Source organism: Streptomyces sp. NPDC054757 (assembly GCF_053612185.1).
In genome coordinates this window covers 1-21,101 of the sequence record NZ_JBSHBW010000039.1, presented here as the reverse complement: position 1 = coordinate 21,101, position 21,101 = coordinate 1, and the positions used below count along the sequence as shown (strand labels likewise).

Sequence of the window (21,101 nt, the reverse complement as noted above, 5' to 3'; positions counted from 1 at the left end):
CCGGCCGAGCCGTCGTTCGAGGGCCGCCGCGTGCACGCTCACCGCGACGTCCCGGAAACCCGTGGCGGCGCCCAGCGCGAAGAGACCGGCGCCACCAGACCGCCGACCGCGAGGAGCAGCAGGAAGCCCACCGACGCGGCGTCCAGGCCCATGCGCTCCCGGATCTGCGGCAGGCGGGAGACCCACGTCGCCCCGGCCAGGCCCAGGAGGGCGAAGACCAGGTACGTCGACCGTACGGCGCGTGCCGTCCCGCGGGTGCACTCGCTTCCGGTGGAGCTGTTCACAGACCCGATCCGGTGGCCGGGCCGAGTACCTGCACGATGGCTGCACGGGTCTCCGCACGCGGTTTCCGCTCCGTGGAGAGCAGCGCGTGCATGATCATTCCTTCCAGCAGGGCGTCGAGGCGGGCAGCGGTCTCCGCCCCGGTGAAGCGGGCCAGTACCGACTGGCTTGACCTGGTCCACTCCTGGGTCAGTGCGCGCAGGGCCGGATCGCGCAACGCGGCCAGGTGCAGTTCGAACCCGAGGACCGCGCTGCGGTGCCGGGACGGACCTCCCTGGACCAGTCCCGCCAGGGCGTCCACCAGCTCCTCGTGCGAGGCCACCCCGGCGAAGAGCGCCTCGTACGCGGCGGTCTGCTGCTCGACGTACCTGCCGAATGCCTGCGCGCACAGTTCAGTCAGGCTCGCGAAGTGATAGGTGACGGAACCGAGCGGTACGTCGGCGTGGGCGGCGACCTTGCGGTGTGTGATCCCGGCGGCCCCGTCCTCGACGAGCACCTCCAGAGCGGCATCGAGCACGCGCTCCCTGCGCCGCGGATCGTGTCGGCGTGCGCGTCGCCCCTCGCCGCCCGCTGTTTGCAGCCTTCCGGGCACTTCCTTCTCAGCCATAAGAACAAAAGTACACTACGTAAGGAACGGATGTTCTTATCCTGGTGTCGGCGGGCCGCAGCCGGCCCGCCCTCCCCGGCCGGGTCGCGTCAAGGCTGGGAGACCCGGCTCTCCGCGGGTCTCGCCCGGATCAGGCCGCCGTGAAGCCGCCGTCCGCGGCGAGTACGGCGCCCGTGACGAAGGCGGACCGCGGCGAGGCAAGGAAGCACAGGACTTCCGCGATCTCGCGGGGCTGCGCCACCCTGCCGAGGGGATGGGCGTCCGCGAAGGACGCCAGATAGGCGCGGCTGTCGGGGCGGAAGGTGTCGAGGAAGTCGGTTTCGACGACACCCGCGGCGACGAGATTGGCGCGGATGCCCACCGGGCCGCCCTCCAGCGCCAGCACCTTGGTCAGCTGGGCCAGAGCGCCCTTCGACGCGCTGTAGACGGCCCCCTCGCTCAGGCCGACGGTGGACGCGTAGGAACCGGTGCTGACGATGGCTCCGCCCCCGCGCTCCTCCATGGCACGGAAGGCTTCGCGGGCGAAGAAGAAAGCGCCGCGCGCGTTGACGTCCATCACGCGGTCCCAGTCCTCGGCGGTGGTGTGCGTGACGGGCTTGTTGAGGGTGCGTCCGGCGTTGTTGACCAGGATGTCCAGTCCGCCGAAGGCGTCGACGGCGGACGCTACCGCGCGGGTGGCGGTCTCCTCCGCTGTGACATCGCCGGTCACGGTCACGACTCCGGGGAACTCCGTTGCCAGTGAGTCCAGTTCGGGCCGTATGTCGAGGGCGACGACGTGTGCGCCGCGGGCGTGGAGAAGTGCCACGGCCTCCTTGCCGACGCCGCGCGCGGCACCGGTGACGAGAGCCGTCATTCCGTTGAACTCGGCGGGTTCGGTGGACGGGGTCATAGATGTCATACGGGTGATTACCTCGTGGGGTGAAGGACGGATGTCCGTGCGCGGTGGCGCATGGCTTCGGGGCGGAGCGACGCGCCGGGTCGTCAGTGGTTCCGGCCGTCGGTCCGGTGCCGGATGAGAAGAGTGCCGCCCAGGCCGGCGAGTACGGCGGCGACGATGACACCGGTACCAGCGCCGTAGCCCGCCAGCGGGTCACCTCGGTCCGACCGCTGTCCGGCTTCGACGACTGCGGTGACGAGAGCGAGGACGACAGCACCGCCGATCTGCATGAACATGTTGAGCAGGGCTCCCGCCAGCCCCTGGTCCCGGTCGGGCACACCGGCCACCGCGCCCATGTTCAGCGTGGGAAAGGCCGCCGCGGTGCCGATCCCGTTGACGACCATGACGGGCAGGACCACGGTGAGGAAGGAACTGCCGGGCCCGATCCGGAAGAACAGCGCGTAGGACAGCGCGAGGAGCAGCATCCCGGCGGCGATCGTCCTGTGCACACCGAACCGGGCGGCGAGCCGTCCCGCGAAGGGCGCCAGCGCGCCGTTGGCGAGGCCGAGCGGCACGAAGGCACCGGCGGTCTGCAGCGGTGTCCAGTCCAGCACGTTCTGCAGATAGAGCGTGGCGAGGAACGCGAACGACGTGTAGGCGCCCCACATGGCGAAGATCGTCAGGCTGGTACCGGCGGTCGCGCGCCGGGTGAGAAAGGACAGCGGGACCAAGGGCCTGCGCGAGCGGGACTCGACCCGGAGGAACAGGCCGAGCAGGCCGGCCGCGACGGCGAAGAGGACGAGGGTACGGGCGGACAGCCAGCCGTGCGAAGGCGCCTGGGTGAGGGCGTAGACCAAGAGCACCAGTGCTCCGGTGGCTGTCAGCGCGCCAGGGACATCGATCTTCTCGCGGGCGCCGCCCCGGGGATCCGCCGGGAGCAGGCGACCCCCTGCGAGCAGTGCTGCCACGGCGATGGGTACGGGGAGCGCGAAGACCAGCCGCCACGAGAGTTCGGTCAGTACTCCGCCGAGAACGAGCCCCCCGACGAAGCCGCAGGCGCCGGCGGTGGCGTACCAGCCGAGTGCCCGGCCACGCCGCGGGCCCTCCGGCCAGCCGGTGGTGATCAGGGACAGGGCCGCCGGGGCCAGGAAGCCCGCGGCGATACCCTTCACCAGCCGCGCCGCGATCAGCAGGCCACCGGTCGGAGCAAGTGCGCCCAGCACGCTCACCACGCCGAAGACGGCGACCGCGGTCAGGAAGGCACGCCGTCGGCCGAACAGATCGGCGACCCGGCCGCCCAGCAGGAGAAACCCGCCGTAGCCGAGGGCGTAGGCGGACACGACCCACTGCAGGGAACCCGGTGACATGCCGAGGTCACGCTGGATGGCGGGCAGGGCCACGCCCACGTCGGACAAGTCGATGGCGTCCATGAAATGAGCCGCGCACAGCACCAGCAGGGCCGGAGTGCCGGGCGACGGGGAAACCTCCGCACCGGCCCCTGTCCCGTCGGTGACGGTGGTGATCTCGTCGGTCTGTCTCACTGCTCTGCCTTCCTCCGGTGACCGTCGAGCGGGGCCGGCCGCGTACCACGGCGGACTCCGCATCCATGGGCGTACGGGACGACGACGCCGCCTCGCTCCCTCAAGAGGGCTCCTCCGCCCGGTCCTCGCGGTAGAGCACGAGGTGTTCGTGGTGGAGCACGCCGTCCCGGATGTCCCCCGTGGCGGTGAAGCCGGTGTCGTCGACGTAATCGAGGTGGTCACCGCTCACCGTGTACCGGCCCGTGTACGCGCTGCGCCGATCCCCGCGGGCTTCGTCGTAGCGCCCGTCGGGCAGCAGCTCCTGGCGGATGTGACGGTCCGCGGTCACCCACATGCCGACCACGTCGGCGTTCCCGGGAGTGCGGTCGCCCCGCGCATCGCCTGTCATCAGGATTCCCTTCCTCGGTGCGGCACGGATGTCATGCCCGACCGAGTCTGCGCAGGTCAGCAAGGGGGGAACCAGGGTGCTCTCCGCCTGGGTGCGGCACACCCAGGAAGGACGGACAGCCACGCCCTAGCCTGGAGCCATGGACGACAACCACCTCGGGGAGCTGCTGCGCGCCCGCCGTGCCCGCCTGCGGCCCCAGGACGTCAACATGGCGAGTCACGGCGTGCGCAGGGTCGCCGGACTGCGCCGCGAGGAGGTCGCCGTGCTGGCCGGTGTCAACGCCGACTACTACACCCGGCTGGAGCAGGGGCGTGAGCGCCACCCCTCACCGCAGGTGCTGGACGCGCTCAGCCGTGCGCTCCTGCTCGACACGGACGCCCGCGACCACCTGCACCGCCTGGCCGGGGTGTCGCCGGACGTCCGGGGCTCGCTCCATGCCACCGAGCGGGTCAGTCCCGCGCTGCGTCAGCTGATGGACGGCTACCCGCACACCCCGGCGTTCGTCATGAGCCGCACCCTCGACCTTCTGGCTGCCAACGCCCTTGCTGACGCGCTCTACGCCCCCTTCACCCCCGCCGACAACCTGGCCCGCATGACCTTCCTCGACGCGGCCGGACGACAGTTCTACCGGGACTGGGACCGGGCCGCGCAGGCCGCCGCCGCCAACCTGCGCCAGGCGAGCGGCTTCGACCCCGAGCACCCGCGTCTGCGCCACCTCGTCGACACACTGACCGAGCACAGCGCCGAATTCCGGCGGTTGTGGGCGCAGCACACCGTGCGCGGCAAGACCCAGGACGCCAAGCAACTCCTCCACCCGGACGTCGGCCCTCTCTCCCTGACCTACCAGTCCTTCGACGTCCGCGACGCCCCGGGCCAGCAACTCGTCATCTACCACGCAGAACCGGGCAGCCCCTCCGCCCAAGCCCTGGCCCTCCTCGGCTCCCTGCACGCCGGCGGGAGGCGCGCTCCGTCCACTTCCGCCGGGCAGTGAGTCCCGCAGCCGCCCCCGCCCCACAGCCGCCGTAGTACGGACTGCTCCGGGCGGGGGCTGGGGTGCGGGAGAGCAGCAGTGGCCAGCCGGTTTTCCTGACGTGTTGGCCCTGCCCCTCCTGGGACGCAGGGCCCGACCGCCGTCCCGGGGCACCCGATCGCTGATCGCCCGCACGGTATCCAGCCAGGCCCGATGGCTTTATGCCATTCGTCTTCAACTCGCCTCCAGCGTCACCGGAACCCGGCTACACAAGGAGGAGGGGTGGCACTGCTGCCCGTACGGATGGCGGTCGTTTCGGGGGTCTGGGCGTTGCTGACGATCAATGTGGCCGTGCTGCTCGTGGTGATTGTCTTGCTCCGGCTGCGCCGGCGTACCGAGTCCCGGAGCCGACTGGACGAGAAATTCACCGTGGTCATCGTTCTGGCGCTGGGCGTGCTCATCGCCCCGACCCGGGTGGGACAGGGAATCCTCGGATTCCTGGGGCAGCTCGCAGATGGCGTCACGCAGTCCGGGCACTGAAGTCGACGCAGATCCGGGATGGATCCGGCACCGGCAGAAGCCGAAGCCCTGCGCCGATGACGTCGTAGGCCGCCCGACCGGGTGCACAGTTTGGGGGAGCGGGGGAGTGATGGCCTCACGACGGCGTCGGAGACTGAAGAGGCGGACGCGCAGGAAGCTCCAGGGCTGGGGCGCGGTGGCATTGCTTCTGGCCGTTGTCTGGGTGGCCGGACACTGGACGGTGATGTGGCCCGTCCTGGTGACCGTGCTTGCCGCGGTCGTGGTGGGTGCGGCTGGCTGGATGCTGGTGCGCGCGCACCGCCTGGCGGTGGGCCGGGACCGGGAGTGGTGGGCGCTGGAGGAGGCGCGGACACGGGAGTTGTCGATGGCTGAGGTCGACTCCCTGTCGTGGCAGGACTTCGAGACCTACGTCGCCGGTCTGTGTCGGCGGGACGGCTGCACGAAGGTCGTGGTCAGCGGCAAGAGCGGTGATCTGGGTGCGGATGTCATCGGCTATCTCGCCGACGGCCGCAAGCTCGTCATCCAGTGCAAGAAGTACGCTCCCGCGCGGGGGGTGGGTTCGCAGGACATGCAGAGGTTCGTCGGCACTGCCCGCCCCGAACACGGCGCGGACGTCGCACTGTTCGTCACGACCGGCCGCACATTCACCTCGGCGGCACTCGGCCTGGCCCTGCGCCAGGATGTGGTGGCCATACACCGTGACCTGCTGGGCTCCTGGGTCAATGGCGCACACCTGGAATCCCTGATCCCGTTGAACGGAAGCGGCGGCGGCAACCGGCGGCGCCCGCCTTCCTGACGCCCGGTGGCCCGCTGGGACACCGACGAAACCGCTACTGAGCCCGCGCTCCCGGGACGGACGTACGGTACGGCAGGCGTCCGATCCCGTTCGGCGTGGCGCTGAGCGTGCACAAGGAGGGGGCCGCCTCCGGTCTGCGACGATGACGCCATGCTGCAGGTCTGTCTCAACGGCGCCCGAAGCCGCGCCGCATGCGCCTGTCTTCCCGTGACGCACCAGGAGCTGGCAGAGGCGGCCCGCGAGGCTGTCGCTGCCGGTGCTCACGACGTTCACCTGCACCCCAAGGACCGCGACGGTCAGGACACGCTGGAAGCCGCCGCCGTCGCGGCCGCTGTCACCGCGGTACGGACCACCGTTCCGGGCATCCCCGTCGGAGTCACCACCGGTGCCTGGGCCACCCCGGACCCCCGCGCTCGCGCTGCACAAGTCCGGTCCTGGACCGTGCTCCCCGACCACGCCTCCGTCAACTGGCACGAGGACGGGGCCGCCGATGTCGCCGCCGCGCTGCTGGACCGGGGGATCGGTATCGAAGCCGGTATTTTTTCCGGTACCCCAGCGGCACGGCGTTTCCTCAGCTGGCCAGAATCGCATCGAGTCCTGCGCATCCTGGCCGAGATCCGTCATACGGCCCCGCAGGCCGCACTCCACGCCGCGGCATCCCTGCTGGACCAGCTGAGTTCCGCTGCCGCGCCGATCCTCCTCCACGGCGAGGACGCCGCCGCGTGGCCCGTCCTCCAGCTCGCCGCCTCCCGCCGCCTGGACACCCGGATCGGTCTGGAAGACGTACTCCACCTCCCTGACGGCACCCCCGCCCGGAGCAACGCCGACCTCGTTCGCGCAGCACGTGAGACCATCCGGCGCACCGCAGGGCGCGCCTGTTGATCTGATGAGCGTGGCCTGCGGGACGGGGTGCGGACACCGGTCGGCGAACGCGACCCCGAGGGACTGATGCGCGGCGTCCCACGCTGCGTGCGGACGGGCGCATGACACATCACTGAACGGCTTCACAGCCGCCCTGTCCGTCCGACCCGGTCTCCCTGAGTGTCTCCGGTGAGACGCGTGCGTCCAGGCGCGCATGGGTCCGGTACCGAGCGGCCACCGAGCGGATACCCAGTGCCCCGGCGGGTCTCAGTCGCTGAGGGCGGCCGGCTCGGGTCCGGCGTCGTGTGCGTCGAGTGCGTCGAGTACGGCGTCCCCGTGTGTCCTGGCCCACTCGGTCAGCATGTGGATCGGATCGATCAGCGTCGCCCCGAGCGGGGTGAGTGCGTACTCGACGCGGGGCGGTACCTCGGCGTAGGCGTGGCGGCGGACGAGTCCGTGCGCCTCAAGCCGTCGGAGCGTCTGGGTGAGCACCTTGCGGGAGATGCCGCCGATCAGCCTGATCAGCTCGCCGTGGCGCACCGGGCCCTCGCTGAGGCCGTAGAGCACGACCGCGGTCCACTTGTCGGCGATGAGATCGAGGGCCAGACGCGCCGGACAGTCGGCGAGAAAGGGATCACCGGGACCGAAACCGCTCATGGCGCCCAAGGTACCTGCTGGTTCCTGTCGGAAACCTAGCCTGGGTTCTCTCCCCCTGTCACAGCCTGTCCCAGCTAGGAGAGTCATGCGAGTCATCACCCAGCAGGCGCTCGGCGGTCCCGAGGTGCTCACCGTCGTGGACGCGCCCGAGCCCCAGCCCCTTCCCACCGAGGTTCTCGTCCGCGTCAAGGCGATCGGGCTGAACCCGCTGGAGGCGCTCCTGCGCGCCGGCGAGTTCCCTCCGCTGCTCGGCCGGCCTCCGTTCGTCCTCGGCTGGGACATCAGCGGCGTGGTCGAGGAGGGGTCGCTGACCTATCGGTTCAGGCCCGGTGACGAGGTGTTCGGGATGCCGCTGTTTCCGCGGGCGGCCGGTGCGTACGCCGAGATCGTGTCGGCGCCTGCGTTGCACCTGGCCCGCAAACCGGCGTCCCTCTCGCACGTCGAGGCGGCGGCGCTGCCGGTGGTCGGGCTGACGGCGTGGCAGGGTCTCGTCGACCTCGGGGGTGTGACCGAGGGCGACCGCGTGCTGGTCCACGGCGGTGGTGGCGGGGTCGGCCATGTCGCGATCCAGATCGCGAAGGCGCTCGGCGCGTACGTGATCGCGACCGCGGGCGGGAGCAAGCGGAGGTTCGCCGAGGGGTGCGGCGCCGACGAGGTGATCGACTACACGGCGGTCGACTTCACCCGGGTGGTCCGCGACATCGACGTCGTGCTCGACACGATCGGCGGCGACACCGTCGAGCGGTCGCTCGAAGTCCTCCGCCCGGGAGGCCATCTGGTGACGGCGGTCGCCGAGGGGGACCAGGAGCTCGTCGCCAGGTACGAGGCGGCCGGTATGCGCTTCAGCGGCATCGCGGTCGACCCCGATCCGGTCGCTCTGAAGGGCCTCGTCGCACTGGTCGAGCAGGGCAGGCTCCGGGTCCATGTCCAGGAGACGTTCCCCTTCGAGCGCGTCGCCGACGCCCACCGGCTGCTCGACGGCGGTCACCTCCGGGGCAAGCTCGTCCTCACCGTCGCGTAGGACCTCGCGCCCCGACCCCGGTCGTACGCTGTCCTCCGCCCGCCCGGCCGGTCATCCCGCGCCGGGCAGCCTCACCTGGAGGGTGCCGTCGTCCTCGACGCGCGTGCGGAAGGAGGGCTGCGGGGCGGTGGCCGGGCCCTTCACGTTCCAGCCGTCCGACAGCCGGAAGGTGCTTCCGTGCCAGGGGCACTCCACACATCCGTCGGCGATCTTCCCTTCGGAGAGCGGGCCCGAGAGATGGCTGCACCGGTCCGCCAGAACGTGGATCTCTGTGGCACTCTGACGCACCACCAGAAGAGCCACCTCACCCAGCTGTCTGCGCACGGCCTCACCGACGGGGTAACCGTCCACCGCGCCCAGGCTCTGCCAGGCGGGTTCGAGGAGATGGGGCACCGCTTCGGTCTTGTTGGCTCCGGCTGCCTGCCGGTAGGCGAGATGACCGCCGAGCATCCCTCCGATACCCGCGGCGCTGAGCGCCGTGAACCCGAGGGCCCGGCCCCAGCCCCGCCGGCCGCGCCCCCGGGCCACCCAGGAACCGGCGTACAGACCGACCGCCGCGGCGTTCGAAGCGGCGTGCACCAGGCCGACGCGCATCTGCTGCTCGTGCTGCTCGGCCCAGTCGACCCAGCCCGCCCACGCGGCAGGCGCCGCCGCGACCACGCCGACGCCCACCAGGAGACGGGCGCTGCGGCCCGCGCCGGGTACGAGGTCCAGTACCGCGGCGGACAGCCAGGCGCCCATCGGGACCTGGACGAGGAGCGGGTGGAGGGGATGACCGAGCTGACGGCCGTGCAGGACGTCTCGGGCCGGTCCGAGCGGCAGGGCACGCACCAGGCGCTGCACCGGGCTGACCACCACGTCCAGCCGCTCCGCCCCGCCCAGGGCGTCGAGGGACTTCAGCAACGCCTCGGCCGGGCTGCCGCCGGCCGCCCCTGTACGGCTCCTGCTCCGGGCGACCGGCGCGAACTTCGCGAAAACTCCTGAAAGCAACGGCATGGTACGCGAGTTACCGCAGCCACCAGCTCCCAAACGGTCCGACGGCGCGTGCCACTCCACTGGCCCCTGGCGAGGTATGACCACGGGCTTCGTGTCGGCATCGATGACACAGCTCCGGGTGTGACGGCCCAGTTCGGGGGCGTGTTGGAGCGGAGATTCCGGGGAACGTGTGGTGACGCCTTCGGCTCACATGAGTCCGAAGCGGAACACCCTGGGAGTTACCGATGACGCACGACAAGAAAACGCACGACAAGAGGAACAGCGACGACACCGCCGCGGACGAACTTCTCCACGAATTCGAGGAGGCGGAGACCCGGGGAGCTGGTGGTGGACAGGGCGAAGAGGGCGACAAGGACAGCGAGGCCGCTGACGCCCTCTCCACCAGCGAGGAGGAGCAGGAATCGGTGCAGAAGGACCACGACTGAGGCCGTGGATGAGGTCACGACTGATGCAGTGGGCCGCTTGCCCCCCCCGCCGGACTGACGCAGCCCCGGGTGCACGGCTTCGGGCCTCGTTCGGCCGTGCCGCGGCCCGAGGGCCGGGCCCTCTCGGCTCTGTCCAGCCTGCTGCCCCCGGATATGCAATTGTTGTATTTCATACCGTTCTGTGAATCCGGCGGTGACTCGTAGGGGAGGCCGCCGGTGTCATGACCCTCGTCCTTCTCCCGTCCGGCGCAGCAGGAGGTCCTGATGAACGCGTCCAAAATGGTCTACAAGCCTCTTGGGATGGCCCTCGGAGCAGTCAGTGGGGTGCTTGCCGGCGCGGTATTCAAGCAGGTCTGGAAAGTCGTCAGTCATGACGAGGACGCTCCCGAGGCCAAAGACCCGGAGCGCGGCTGGCGGGAGGTCCTGCTCGCGGCCGCGCTGCAGGGCGCGATCTTCGCGGGCGTCAAAGCGGCCGTCGACCGGGGCGGGGCCAGCGCCATGAGTCGGCTGACCGGTACCTGGCCCGACTGAACGCACCCGGGTGGTCGACCAGGGCCAGCCCGTGTCACCTTCCTCGCTGTCGGGCGACACGGGCTCGCCGGGCTCCTGGCGCAGGCGGGGCTCAGGCGTCGGCGGGGAAGCGCTCCCAGACGCGGTGGGTCTTCAGTAGCCGGGTGATCTGCTCCAGCGTGCCGGCACCGTCGCCGCCGGTCACCAGGCCGGGCGCGTCCAGAGGAATACCGGCGGCTTCCAGGACCCTCTCGGCGCCGTTCCAGCCACCGATGGCCTTGCCGTGCCGGAACGCCTCCGTCAGCATCAGCAGCACCCGGGGGTCGGTCGCGGTGTTCGCCTGTACCGCTCCCTGACCGGCCTTCGCGTCCGGTGTGCCGTGGGCATCGCTGCCCGTTCCGGGTACGCCCGCCAGCAGAATGGCGTCGTACTCGACCGAGCGGGCGGTGGCATAGGTGCGCTGGACGGCGATGGGGTCACCGTCCGCGTCGAGCATGCCGCCGGCGGGAGCGATGACCAGCGGCACCATGTCGGCGTCCAGGACGGCCCGGCGTACCGTACGGACGGCGGTGAGGTCGCTGTTGTCATCGGCCACGATGCCGATGATGCGGCCGTCCAGCGGCCATGAGCCGCCCAGTTGGGACAGGGCAGGGCTCGTGTCCGGGTCCGAGAGCGGCTCGGTGGGTTCGGGGGCGGGAAGCCCCAGGCCGGTGGCGACCCGTTGGCACAGTTCGGGGTCGATGTTCGCGAGGACCTTCAGCGCGCGTTCCTGGATGGCCTGCTCGTAGCACTTGCCCAGCTCGAAGGTGTAGGCGCCGATGATGTGCTCGCGCTCCACCGGCGTCATGCTGAGCCAGAACAGCCGGGGCTGGCTGAAGTGGTCGGAGAACGACGCCGGTGCCTCGCGTACCTTCTTCCCCGCCGGTACGCCGACCGGGACCTCGATGTAGGCGCCGTTGTCGGCGCCGGCCAGGAAGGGGCACCCGCCGTCCAGCGAGTTCGGCCGGTACGGTGCCACGCCGCTGTGCACGGCTGTCTGGTGCATACCGTCACGCAGCATGTCGTTCACGGGCGCGTGGGTGCGGTTGATGGGGATCTGCGCGAAGTTGGGGCCGCCGAGCCTGCTGATCTGGGTGTCCAGATAGGAGAAGAGACGGCCGGTCAGCAGGGGGTCGTCGGTGATGTCGATGCCCGGGACCAGATGGCCGGGGTGGAAGGCGACCTGCTCCGTCTCGGCGAAGTAGTTCGACGGGTTGGCGTTGAGGGTGAGCAGACCGACCGGCTGTACCGGCGCCAGCTCCTCCGGGACGATGTTGGTCGGATCCAGCAGGTCGATGCCCTCGAACGTCTGCTCAGGAGTGTCGGGGAAGGTCTGGATACCGAGCTCCCACTCCGGGAACGCACCGGCCTCGATGGCGTCGGCCAGGTCGCGGCGGTGGAAGTCCGGGTCCATGCCGTTGATGATCTGGGCCTCTTCCCAGACCAGCGAGTGCACACCGAGCCTGGGCTTCCAGTGGAACTTGACCAGGGTGGTCGCACCCTCCGCGTTGACCAGCCGGAAGGTGTGGATGCCGAAGCCCTCCATCATGCGGAAGGAGCGGGGGATGCCCCGGTCGGACATGTTCCAGAGGGTGTGGTGCGTCGCCTCGGTGTGCAGGGTGACGAAGTCCCAGAAGGTGTCGTGCGCGCTCTGCGCCTGCGGGATCTCCCGGTCGGGCTGGGGCTTTCCGGCGTGGATGACATCGGGGAACTTGATGGCGTCCTGGATGAAGAACACCGGGATGTTGTTGCCGACCAGGTCGAACGTGCCTTCCTCGGTGTAGAACTTCGTCGCGAAGCCGCGGGTGTCGCGCACCGTGTCCGACGAGCCCCGCGACCCGAGCACGGTCGAGAAGCGTACGAAGACGGGGGTCTCGACGTTCTTGGCGAGGAACGCGGCCTTGGTCACCTTCGCGGCGGTGCCGTACGCCTGGAAGACACCGTGCGCCGCGGCGCCGCGTGCGTGTACGACGCGTTCGGGGATGCGCTCGTGGTCGAAGTGGGTGATCTTCTCCCGGAGGTGGTGGTCCTGCAGCAGTACGGGCCCGCGCTCACCCGCCTTGAGGGAGTGGTCCGAGTCGTACAGACGGGCGCCCTGGGCGGTGGTCAGATAGGCACCCGCCTGGGCGACGGCCTTCTGGTCGGCACCGCTGGCCTGCCCGGTGGGGGTCACCGTCTCCGGGCCGCTCTGATCGGCCTTGGGCGGCAGCGGCGCTGCGGGCTCGGTGGGCTCGTCCACGGGCGGGGATTCGGGGCCTGGCTTGCCCGGGATTTCCCCGGCGGGGCCGGGGCCACCGCGCAGTGCATCGGTAACCCGTTCAGCGGCGGCTTTCGCCGGGTTCTTGTCCTTCATCGTTCTCTCTCCAACCGTTGGGTGGGGGTGGGGGGCAGTACCGCAGCTGTGACCTTCGCCCCCGTTGTTGAAACGCCTCCGAGCAGGGCACTTGCCGGGGTGGGGGTCCTCTTCGCGCGGGCATTCGCGTAACTGCGGGGCCGCAGGTGCCCGCCGGTCATCCCTCCGTGCCTCCCGCTGATTCACACTCGTGCGCCACCCGTTCACCCCGTGCGCCACTCGTTCGGCGTGGGAGGAATCCCGGGGGTCGGGCAGCCGCCGACGGTCCCGGTTGGCTCACCGGTCTCGCGCCCGACCGTGTTTCCGCGTGGAGTGGAGAAGAGCTTCGCCGTGGACAGAAGGGCCACCGCGCAGGGCGTTGCCCGCCGGACGGCGGGCAGGCGCTCGGAGAAGCCCCGCACAGCCGAGAGGAGCACGTGATGCCCGCAGGATCGAACCGTAAGCGTGAGCGGCAGTACGAGCACGTCAAGGAGGGCGCCGAGAAGCGGGGAACCCCGGAGGGCCGGGCGAAGGAGATCGCCGCGCGCACCGTCAACAAGGAGCGGGCGCGGTCGGGGGAGGCCAAGACCTCCAGCAAGGTCTCCACCAAGGACCCGAAGTCCGCCTCGCAGCGCGGCGGCGAGCGCTCGCACAGCGGCCCTCAGGGCCCCACCAAGGACCAGCTGTACGAAGAGGCCAAGAAGAAGAACGTCGAAGGCCGGTCCACCATGAACAAACAGGAGCTCCGCAGAGCAGTCGGCCGCTGAGTCCGCCGAGCCGACGACCCTGTGGGTCAGTTGCCCCCGCGGGAAGGGGTATCTGACCCATCGGCATGAGTTACATAGGCACGTGATATAAATGACTCATGGGGCAGACGACGAACGGCACGGAGCAGGACGTGGTGGCGGAGGCTTTCGACGGGGTCATGCGCCTGGTGATCCGTCATCTGACCGACCACGGAGGCCTGACGTTCACCACGATCATGTTCCTGGGCAGGCTCGACCGGGACGGCCCGGCGCGTCTGACGTCGCTGGGAGCGGCGGAGGGCATCAGCCAGCCCTCGATGAGTCAGCTGGTGCAGCGCCTGGAGCGGCAGGGACTGGTGGACCGGATCAAGGACCCCGAGGACGGGAGAGTCTCACTGATCGGCATCAGTGAGGCCGGTCGCACGCTGTTGGCCGGCCGTCTCCGTGATCGCCACGACCGCCTGGCCGATCTGCTGACCACACTCTCACCTGAGGACGACGCGGCACTGAGGTCGGCGATGCGTGCCGCCGGACCGATCGTACGGAAGCTGATCGACGCCGCCCCCCGGCCGGGGACTTCGACCACCACATCCTGACAACTCCCCCGGGGAGCAGGGACTGCCACGCGTCTGCCCGTCGCCACGCTGTCCGTTCCGGAGGGAGACACCATGACCACGCCATCCGATACCTCCACTGTTCCGGCCCACCCACGACCCCCGGCGGCCGAGCACCCGTCCGACTGTGACGTGGTGATCGCCGGAGGAGGCCCCACAGGGCTGATGCTCGCCGGTGAACTGCGGGTCGGCGGCGCCTCGGTGACCGTACTCGAACGACTGACGGACTTCGCCACGACCCTCAAGGCGGGGACCCTGAACAGGCCCAGTGTCGAAGCCCTCTACCGGCGTGGCCTGCTGCCTGCCTTACGACGGGCACAGGAGGAGACGGAGTGGTCGGTCTCCTTCATGTCCGCCCGGCGTCCGGACGGTACGAGTGCGCTGCCCAGGTTCGCGGGACATTTCGCGGCGATCCCGCTCGGCGACGAGATGCTGGATACGTCCGATCCCGATCTGTCCGGCCTCCACCCGCCGGACCTGGTCGACCTGGTCCACCAGAAGCAGGTCGAGGTGCTCCTGGCCGAGCACGCCGCAGGGCTCGGCGTGGACATACGCCGAGGAACGGAGGTGACCGGATTCGAGGAGGACGCCGACGGGGTGACGGTCTCGACCGGCGGCGACCCGATCCGGTGCAAGTGGCTCGTCGGCTGTGACGGCGGCCGGAGCACCGTGCGCAAGCTCGCCGGGTTCGACTTCCCCGGCACCGACCCGGAGATCACCGCCTATCATGCCGTCGCCGACATGGCAGGCATACAGGATCTGGACGTCGGCTGGCACGCCACCGCCACCGGTGTCTACGTCAACGACCCGCCGCGCAGACGCATCACCACCGTCGCGTTCGGCGGCGCACCGGCCGACCGCGACGCCCCCGCGACCGCTGCGGAACTGCAGGCATCGATCCGCCAGGTGACCGGCGCCGACGTCACGGTCACCGGGATCACCAGCCTGACCCGGTTCACCGACAACGCCCGGCAGGCCACGACATACCAGCAGGGGCGGGTGCTGCTGGCCGGCGACGCGGCCCACGTGCACTCCCCGTTCGGCGGGCAGGGACTCAATCTCGGCCTGGGCGACGCGATGAACCTCGGCTGGAAACTGGCCGCCACCGTACGCGGGACGGCGCCGGACGGGCTGCTGGAGACCTACACCGCCGAGCGGCACCCCCTCGGCGCATGGGTGCTGGCCTGGACGCGTGCCCAGATCGCCCTGATGCGCCCGGACCCCTACGCGCGGGCGCTGCGCGAGGTGGTGGGCGACCTGGCGCGGACCGTCGAAGGCGCCACATACTTCGCGAAGAAGATCTCCGGCCTCTGGCAGCGGTACGACATCCCCGGCGGCCATCGGCTGGTCGGCGCCAGCGCCCCCGACTACGAGTTGGCCGACGGATCCCGGCTCGCCGACCACGTGCACGACGGCCGGGCCCTCCTGCTCGACCCGTCCGGCACACTGCGGGACGCGGCCGCCGGGTACCGCGACCGCATGCGGACCATCACAACGGAGCTGCTGAACGACGACGCGCCCGCAGCCCTCTTCGTACGGCCCGACGGCTACGTCGCCTGGGCCGGCGAACCGGACCGGGACGCGTTGGGCAACGTACTGGAGACCTGGCTCGGCATGCCCCTGACCACGGCACAGGAGGTCGAGTAGCGCACCAGGTTCAGTGACCCGCCTCGACGACGCTGCGGTCAGTGCACCTGGACCCAGCTGCGGAGCGTGTCACAGGTGTACTGGACCTCCTCCATGAGCCGGGCAGCCTCGATGACGAGCACCCCGTACGGACGGGTGGGGTCGGCGAGCGGCAGGGCCTGGGCCTCGGCTTCCTCGGCGACCTCCAGACGCCGTTCCTGCGCGTCTCCGGCCAGACGGGCCAAGCGGTCCGCCTGCTGGGGCAGGGTGGTCTCGTCCAGGGTGCTCAGCGCGAGCGCCGCCTCCGAGACCGCTTCCAGGAAGGCCGCGTACCGGTCCAGGAAGTGGCGGTAGCGGTAGTCGTTCTCCTCCTCGCGCCACTGGTCGAGGCTGCGTGTCAGGGATGCCAGTTGGTACAGGGTCCTTTCCAGGGCGTCGAGTACCAACTCGTACCCCTGGAAGGTGAGATGGGTGCGGTGGCGCCTCAGGAGCCTCCGGGGGTTGTAGTGGACGCTCTCCTTGGCGGTGCGCAGACCGGACCGGGCCTGGGCGATCAGACTGCTCGTCCCGGCCGAGCGCTCGCGCCAGCGCGTGGTGGTTTCGGCATCCAGGCTGCCGTCGCGCAGGGCGGGGTGTATGTCGGCGGTCAGGTCATGGAGGGTGCGGGCGAGCACACGGATGCTGTACTCGGCGCTGCGGTAGCGCATCGGCGGGGCGATGGTGATGTTGACCGCGGTGCCGATGGCGCAGCCGATGAGGACCAGCAGGACGATCTGTCCCAGCTGCGCGATCCGGTCCGTGTTGCCGGTGGCGCTGCTGTACGTGGCGAACGCGAAGAACGCGGCGGTGGCCACCTGCGGCCCCTGGGAACCCAGCACGCGTGACCGGCTGATGGACAGCGCGATCACCGCCACCAGCACGAAGGTCAGCAGGTCCGGGCCCGCGAGGAAACCGAGTGCGGCCTGCACGGCCACTCCCGCCGCGACGGCGCCGACGTAACGCAGCGACTGCACCACGGACTGATAGACGGTGACGTACATGATCATCACCGCGGAGAACGGTGCGAACGCCGGGGAATGGGCGTCCAGCCCGTAGAAGGAGACCGTCCAGGCCAGCGTGGCGGCCAGGGTGCTCTTGCCGATCAGCAGCAGCGTACGGCGTTCGGAACCCGAGTCCCGGAAGGCCCGCGCCCACCACCGCCCGGTCCGCCCCGGCCACTGCCCGGCGCGCGCGAACCACCCGGACAGGCCCCGCGCGGGCGATTCAGCGTTCCCCATCCGAGCCCACTCTCTTCCGGTTACCGAGGGAAAGACCAGGACACCGGGTAACCCCCGGCCCCGACCGTAAACACTCTGTTCCAGCCCGGCCCGCAGCCTCGGCTCACGGCTGCTGGGAGCCGTGAAACCACCACGGAAGAATCCGAATGGATCATTCGTCCGGGGGCACTCCGTCCCAAGAGACAGAGCACACCGCGAAGCCGCGAGCTGTCCGCCGCGGGGTTCCCGTACGGTCCCCCGCTCCGCCGGTCGGCGCTTCCTGGTCGCGCTCCGGGGCCGGCCGGGATGGACTGGGGGAGTCCGGGAACGGCAGGAGGCCGACACCCCGCCCGGCCCGCGGACCCTCGCGGAGCACAGGGAGCACATACAGGAAAGGCTCATCATGACTGACAAGCCGCTCAATGGTCACCGCGTTCTCGCGCTCGTCACCAATTACGGTGTCGAGCAGGACGAACTGCTCGTCCCCTACAGGCGGTTGCGGGAGGACGGCGCGGACGTCACGGTCGCCGCCGCCTCGACGGACCCCATCCAGACCCTGGTGGGGGACAAGGACCCCGGCGAGACCGTACAGCCCACTGCCACTTTCGACACGGTGGATCCGCTCGCCCACCAACTGCTACTGATCCCCGGCGGCACCATCAACGCCGACAACCTCCGGCTGGATGACAAGGCCATCAGCATCGTCAAGGCGTTCGTGGACTCAGGGCGCCCGGTCGCCGCGATCTGCCACGGCCCCTGGGCCCTGGTGGAGGCAGGAGTGCTGCGGGACAAGACGCTCACTTCCTACCCCTCGGTGCGGACCGACATCCGTAACGCCGGAGCCAAGTCCTGGGTGGACGAACCGGTGGTGAGCGACTCCGAGGGCGGCTACACCCTGGTGACATCCCGGACGCCGAAGGACCTCGACGACTTCCTCGGCGCGGTCGGGAAGGCCCTCGTCGGGCCCTGAGCCGGACGTCCGGACCCACGCGTCGGTGCGCCTACCGCTCGGGAACCCACGGCGTGGTGCTACCACCCGATCTCGTCGGCGCGGCAGATGCGGGCGTTCATGTTGCGCTCCATCATCCGCAGCGCGGCATCGGCCAGGTCTTCGTGGATGTGTGCGACGGCGTCCTGCGGGACGGTGACCTCCAGGTGCCGGATGTGGGCGTCGAGGGCAGAGTAGAGCACGCACTGCTCGGTGACCTGTCCGCAGAGGATCACCTGCTCGATGCCGAGCTGGCTGAGCAGGTAGGAGAGTGGCGTCTCGTAGAAGATCGAGTGCCGCGCCTTCACCACGAACAGCGAGGTGTCGTCCGGCCGGATGGGCTCCACCAGATCCGCGTGCGGGGCCGACAGCGCGGTGTCGACGATCTCGCCGTGGTGCGAGCGCCACTCCCCGAAGTTGTCGTTGACGTAGATCACCGGGATGCCGTCGGCGCGGGCCCGTTCCAGGAGCCGGGCGATCACCGGTACGGCCTCCGCGACCGATGGCAGGAGGAGGCTCGCGTCGGGGTGCTCGTAGGTGTTGATCATGTCGATGACGATGAGCGCGCTCCTGCTCATCCGCCATCACGTTCCTCTCGTACGCAGGTCGTACGCAGCTCATGCGCGCTGCCCCGGTCAGCCGGACGCGGTCTTCGGCCAGCCAGCCGGTCAGCCGCTCAGCCGGTCTGGCAGTGCGGGCACCACACCGTGCTCCGGCCCGAGACGCGGCCCCTGCGCAGTCTCTCGCCACAGCGCGGGCAGGTGGCGGCGCGCTCGTCACGGTGCCCGGTCAGCCAGCTCTTCCTCGGTGGCACGCGGCCGGCGCTCACGGCCGAGCGGACCGTGCGCCTCATGTCCGTGTACAGACGCCCACGTTCCCTCTCGGTCAGCTTTCCCGCCTTGCGGGCCGGGTCCACATGGGCACGCCACAAGATCTCGTCCGCGAGCAGATTGCCGAGGCCCGCCAGATTGGACTGGTCGATGAGGGCCGATTTCACGCCGCCTCTGCGCCGGGCAAGCAGCTGCTCGAACTCCTCGCGGTCGATCTCCGCCGCATCGGGCCCCTGACCGGCCAGCAGGCGGTCCACGTCCTGTGTCCCGGCCAGCCACATTCCTTTGAGCTTGCGCTGGTCGCGGTAGCGGAGCTGATGGTCGTCGTCGAGGGTGAAGACGACGCGGTCATGGGGGTGCGGGCTGTCGTCGGGGCGGCAGCAGACGAACAGGCCCGTCATCCCGAAGTGCACCAGAAGCATGGGGCCGTCGGTACGGGCCAGCAGCCATTTCCCGTGACGCTCGGACATTTCGAAGCGGTGCCCCTCCAGCTCGCCGCTGAACCGGGCGGCGCTCATCCCGTGCAGGACGCCGGTGTCCCGTACCTCGACCCGCTGGATGGTCCGGCCGCCCGCGCACGAGTCCAGGACCTTCCGGAAGGCTTCGACATCGGGCAACTCGGGCATCTGTCGCTCCTCTCGGCGTGGCACCGCCGCCCCCAGCGGTCGCACCGTGCCCCTCCAGCTTTCTGGCGAAGACTGGTCAACGACGGTCACCGATCCGTTAGCGGCCGGTCATCCCCGGGCAGACGGGGGGCGAGGCCGGCACTCCAGCACCGTGGATGCCTCCTCCGTACGGAGAAACGCGCCTTTCGAACATAACAAGCGGCCTTCTCGTACGCACTCCTCGGGCCGATCGCGCTCAGGTCCCGCCGGGATGCGGGGCGCGGCGCAGGGGAGTGGGATGGATGACGACGTTGAGGAGGACATGATGGCTGTCGCCACCTACAGTCTGGTAGCTCTGGACTGCCCCGACCCCGAGACGCTGGCCCGCTTCTACGCGGATGTACTCGGGGGGAGGGTCGAGCGGTACGCGGAGAACTGGTACGACCTTTACGTCCCCGGCGGCGCGCGGATCGCTTTCCAGCGGGCCCCCGGATACCGGCCGCCCGACTGGCCGCAGGCGGGTGACAATTCCCAGCAGGCACACCTGGATTTCGAAGTCGACGACATCGAGCTGGCGCAGGAGCAGGTGCTCGCCCTGGGGGCCACCCCGTTGGATCTGGACGACGCGGACGGTGAGCGCGGGTTCCGGGTCTACGCCGACCCGGTCGGGCATCCCTTCTGCCTCTGCCGACGCTAGGCGGCGGGCGTACGGGACAGGACGGGGCCGATCGCGCCGTCCGAAGCGTAATCGGGCCGTCACCGTCAGGCGAACGCGTCCTGCTCCGGATGCGAGTCCGGTGCAGAAGGGTGAACGATGGAGTGAGGGGTACTGCCGCGTTTTCCCGGCTCGGGCGATGCTCCGGTTCAGCAGCCGACGCACCGCCCGTGAGAGACCGCGGATGCGCGACGTGACGCAAGGAAGTGGGTTCCGATGTCGGACAGATCAGCCGCGGACGTCCACGAAGAGCCGCAGGAGGAGCGCGGGGCGAAGGGGTCTCGCGACACAGGTTCGGACCAACCCTCCGGCGGACCGGTCGACAGGCCGGCCGGCACGGCGGACAAGAAGGCCGACACCTCTGTGCAGCCTCAGAAGTCCTCCCATCCGGACGCGCCCAACCTGCAGTCCGGCGGCGGCTGAGAGGCCCCCGCCGGGGCTTGCGGAGCTGCGGGCCAGCAGAGAGGAGTGACCTGCCGTGACAAGAAAACCGAGCCGCCCCGACGACATGGACACCACGGGCAAGTCCGTACCGCCCTATACCGGGCGCCGGAAGTCGGCCGACACCGAGGCCGAGCCGGGTTCCTCCAGAGGCGGCGCGAAGACCGGCGGCGCGACGGGACCGGTGTCCGACGAGGACATGAAGGCCGCCGAGCCCCACCGTACGAGAGGCGGTGCGACCGGATCGCCCGCCGACGAGAAGCCGGCCGACCGGGCGTCCCGGCGCGCGTCCGGCGAGAAGCCGGAGGACCACGGCACCGGGCCGTCCCACCACCGCGGTACTCCGAGAGCCGAGGACCAGCCCTGACCGGTGGACCCGGACAGGGCGAGGGCAGGCCCGCACCGAAGCGTTTGAACGCTTCGCACGCGGGCCTGCCC

General features: G+C 70.2%; 25 protein-coding genes. 14 read left to right on the top strand and 11 right to left on the bottom strand.

Features of this window, described 5'->3' with window-relative positions:
• Positions 1-38: 38 nt before the first annotated feature.
• From ACWGKJ_RS31390 to ACWGKJ_RS31370, 5 genes are all read right to left on the bottom strand, one after another.
• Complete coding sequence (locus ACWGKJ_RS31390) at positions 39-284, bottom strand: hypothetical protein (protein ID WP_385023953.1); 246 nt, start codon at positions 282-284, stop codon at positions 39-41.
• Positions 281-889 carry a TetR/AcrR family transcriptional regulator gene (locus ACWGKJ_RS31385; protein WP_385023951.1) on the bottom strand — a complete coding sequence of 203 codons (609 nt, stop codon included), beginning with the start codon at positions 887-889 and terminating at the stop codon, positions 281-283. Before ACWGKJ_RS31385 ends, ACWGKJ_RS31390 begins: the two co-directional genes overlap by 4 nt.
• A gap of 130 nt (positions 890-1,019) precedes the next feature.
• Entirely contained in the window at positions 1,020-1,787 is a 768-nt protein-coding gene (locus ACWGKJ_RS31380; protein WP_385023949.1) for an SDR family NAD(P)-dependent oxidoreductase, read from the bottom strand.
• Between the two features lie 83 nt (positions 1,788-1,870).
• Positions 1,871-3,307, bottom strand: a complete 1,437-nt coding sequence (locus tag ACWGKJ_RS31375; protein WP_385023947.1) for an MFS transporter — start codon at positions 3,305-3,307, stop codon at positions 1,871-1,873.
• A 100-nt stretch (positions 3,308-3,407) separates the two neighbouring features.
• On the bottom strand, positions 3,408-3,695 hold the full coding sequence (locus ACWGKJ_RS31370) for an Atu4866 domain-containing protein (RefSeq protein ID WP_385023945.1): 288 nt from the start codon (positions 3,693-3,695) through the stop codon (positions 3,408-3,410).
• 139 nt (positions 3,696-3,834) lie between these two features.
• On the opposite strand from ACWGKJ_RS31370, the gene ACWGKJ_RS31365 reads away from it, so the two are divergent.
• The 4 genes from ACWGKJ_RS31365 (at position 3,835) to ACWGKJ_RS31350 (ending at position 6,883) form a co-directional block, all read left to right on the top strand.
• Positions 3,835-4,686: a helix-turn-helix transcriptional regulator gene (locus tag ACWGKJ_RS31365; RefSeq protein WP_385023943.1), complete on the top strand. Its 852-nt coding sequence runs from the start codon at positions 3,835-3,837 to the stop codon at positions 4,684-4,686.
• Positions 4,687-4,995: 309 nt separating this feature from the next.
• Complete coding sequence (locus ACWGKJ_RS31360; protein WP_385024022.1) at positions 4,996-5,205, top strand: hypothetical protein; 210 nt, start codon at positions 4,996-4,998, stop codon at positions 5,203-5,205.
• 175 nt (positions 5,206-5,380) lie between these two features.
• Positions 5,381-6,001 (top strand): restriction endonuclease, encoded by a 621-nt coding sequence (locus tag ACWGKJ_RS31355; RefSeq protein WP_453315881.1) that lies wholly within the window; start codon positions 5,381-5,383, stop codon positions 5,999-6,001.
• A 150-nt stretch (positions 6,002-6,151) separates the two neighbouring features.
• Positions 6,152-6,883 (top strand): 3-keto-5-aminohexanoate cleavage protein, encoded by a 732-nt coding sequence (locus ACWGKJ_RS31350; RefSeq protein ID WP_385023939.1) that lies wholly within the window; start codon positions 6,152-6,154, stop codon positions 6,881-6,883.
• Between the two features lie 246 nt (positions 6,884-7,129).
• Here the strand turns inward: ACWGKJ_RS31350 and ACWGKJ_RS31345 are convergent, their stop codons facing one another.
• Positions 7,130-7,519, bottom strand: a complete 390-nt coding sequence (locus ACWGKJ_RS31345) for a winged helix-turn-helix transcriptional regulator (protein WP_385023937.1) — start codon at positions 7,517-7,519, stop codon at positions 7,130-7,132.
• Between the two features lie 85 nt (positions 7,520-7,604).
• Here ACWGKJ_RS31345 and ACWGKJ_RS31340 point away from each other — a divergent pair, with 85 nt between their 5' ends.
• Positions 7,605-8,540 (top strand): NADP-dependent oxidoreductase, encoded by a 936-nt coding sequence (locus ACWGKJ_RS31340; protein WP_385023935.1) that lies wholly within the window; start codon positions 7,605-7,607, stop codon positions 8,538-8,540.
• 51 nt (positions 8,541-8,591) lie between these two features.
• Here the strand turns inward: ACWGKJ_RS31340 and ACWGKJ_RS31335 are convergent, their stop codons facing one another.
• Complete coding sequence (locus ACWGKJ_RS31335) at positions 8,592-9,443, bottom strand: Rieske 2Fe-2S domain-containing protein (protein WP_385024020.1); 852 nt, start codon at positions 9,441-9,443, stop codon at positions 8,592-8,594.
• A 317-nt stretch (positions 9,444-9,760) separates the two neighbouring features.
• On the opposite strand from ACWGKJ_RS31335, the gene ACWGKJ_RS31330 reads away from it, so the two are divergent.
• On the top strand, positions 9,761-9,961 hold the full coding sequence (locus ACWGKJ_RS31330; protein WP_385023933.1) for a hypothetical protein: 201 nt from the start codon (positions 9,761-9,763) through the stop codon (positions 9,959-9,961).
• A 264-nt stretch (positions 9,962-10,225) separates the two neighbouring features.
• On the top strand, positions 10,226-10,492 hold the full coding sequence (locus ACWGKJ_RS31325; RefSeq protein ID WP_385023931.1) for a DUF4235 domain-containing protein: 267 nt from the start codon (positions 10,226-10,228) through the stop codon (positions 10,490-10,492).
• Positions 10,493-10,583: 91 nt separating this feature from the next.
• On the opposite strand, the gene ACWGKJ_RS31320 is transcribed toward ACWGKJ_RS31325, so the two are convergent.
• Positions 10,584-12,863, bottom strand: a complete 2,280-nt coding sequence (locus ACWGKJ_RS31320; RefSeq protein ID WP_385023929.1) for a catalase — start codon at positions 12,861-12,863, stop codon at positions 10,584-10,586.
• Between the two features lie 419 nt (positions 12,864-13,282).
• Between ACWGKJ_RS31320 and ACWGKJ_RS31315 the strand changes: the two genes are divergently transcribed.
• The 3 genes from ACWGKJ_RS31315 to ACWGKJ_RS31305 all read left to right on the top strand — a co-directional run bounded on the left by ACWGKJ_RS31315 (position 13,283) and on the right by ACWGKJ_RS31305 (position 15,849).
• Complete coding sequence (locus ACWGKJ_RS31315; RefSeq protein ID WP_385023927.1) at positions 13,283-13,609, top strand: plasmid stabilization protein; 327 nt, start codon at positions 13,283-13,285, stop codon at positions 13,607-13,609.
• Between the two features lie 98 nt (positions 13,610-13,707).
• Positions 13,708-14,184: a MarR family winged helix-turn-helix transcriptional regulator gene (locus tag ACWGKJ_RS31310; protein ID WP_385023925.1), complete on the top strand. Its 477-nt coding sequence runs from the start codon at positions 13,708-13,710 to the stop codon at positions 14,182-14,184.
• 72 nt (positions 14,185-14,256) lie between these two features.
• Complete coding sequence (locus ACWGKJ_RS31305; protein ID WP_385023923.1) at positions 14,257-15,849, top strand: FAD-dependent oxidoreductase; 1,593 nt, start codon at positions 14,257-14,259, stop codon at positions 15,847-15,849.
• A 38-nt stretch (positions 15,850-15,887) separates the two neighbouring features.
• On the opposite strand, the gene ACWGKJ_RS31300 is transcribed toward ACWGKJ_RS31305, so the two are convergent.
• On the bottom strand, positions 15,888-17,105 hold the full coding sequence (locus ACWGKJ_RS31300) for an aromatic acid exporter family protein (RefSeq protein ID WP_385023921.1): 1,218 nt from the start codon (positions 17,103-17,105) through the stop codon (positions 15,888-15,890).
• Between the two features lie 382 nt (positions 17,106-17,487).
• Between ACWGKJ_RS31300 and ACWGKJ_RS31295 the strand changes: the two genes are divergently transcribed.
• The gene (locus tag ACWGKJ_RS31295) at positions 17,488-18,054 is read left to right on the top strand and encodes a type 1 glutamine amidotransferase domain-containing protein (protein ID WP_385023919.1); all 567 of its coding nucleotides are present in this window, start codon (positions 17,488-17,490) and stop codon (positions 18,052-18,054) included.
• Positions 18,055-18,113: 59 nt separating this feature from the next.
• Here the strand turns inward: ACWGKJ_RS31295 and ACWGKJ_RS31290 are convergent, their stop codons facing one another.
• Positions 18,114-18,650 (bottom strand): isochorismatase family cysteine hydrolase, encoded by a 537-nt coding sequence (locus tag ACWGKJ_RS31290; protein WP_385023917.1) that lies wholly within the window; start codon positions 18,648-18,650, stop codon positions 18,114-18,116.
• Positions 18,651-18,748: 98 nt separating this feature from the next.
• On the bottom strand, positions 18,749-19,528 hold the full coding sequence (locus tag ACWGKJ_RS31285; protein ID WP_385023915.1) for an Fpg/Nei family DNA glycosylase: 780 nt from the start codon (positions 19,526-19,528) through the stop codon (positions 18,749-18,751).
• A gap of 304 nt (positions 19,529-19,832) precedes the next feature.
• Here ACWGKJ_RS31285 and ACWGKJ_RS31280 point away from each other — a divergent pair, with 304 nt between their 5' ends.
• From ACWGKJ_RS31280 to ACWGKJ_RS31270, 3 genes are all read left to right on the top strand, one after another.
• The gene (locus tag ACWGKJ_RS31280; protein ID WP_385024018.1) at positions 19,833-20,204 is read left to right on the top strand and encodes a VOC family protein; all 372 of its coding nucleotides are present in this window, start codon (positions 19,833-19,835) and stop codon (positions 20,202-20,204) included.
• Between the two features lie 234 nt (positions 20,205-20,438).
• The gene (locus tag ACWGKJ_RS31275; RefSeq protein WP_385023913.1) at positions 20,439-20,645 is read left to right on the top strand and encodes a hypothetical protein; all 207 of its coding nucleotides are present in this window, start codon (positions 20,439-20,441) and stop codon (positions 20,643-20,645) included.
• A gap of 55 nt (positions 20,646-20,700) precedes the next feature.
• Positions 20,701-21,030, top strand: coding sequence for a hypothetical protein (locus ACWGKJ_RS31270; RefSeq protein ID WP_385023911.1), 330 nt, complete (start codon positions 20,701-20,703; stop codon positions 21,028-21,030).
• The last annotated feature ends 71 nt before the right edge of the window (positions 21,031-21,101 follow it).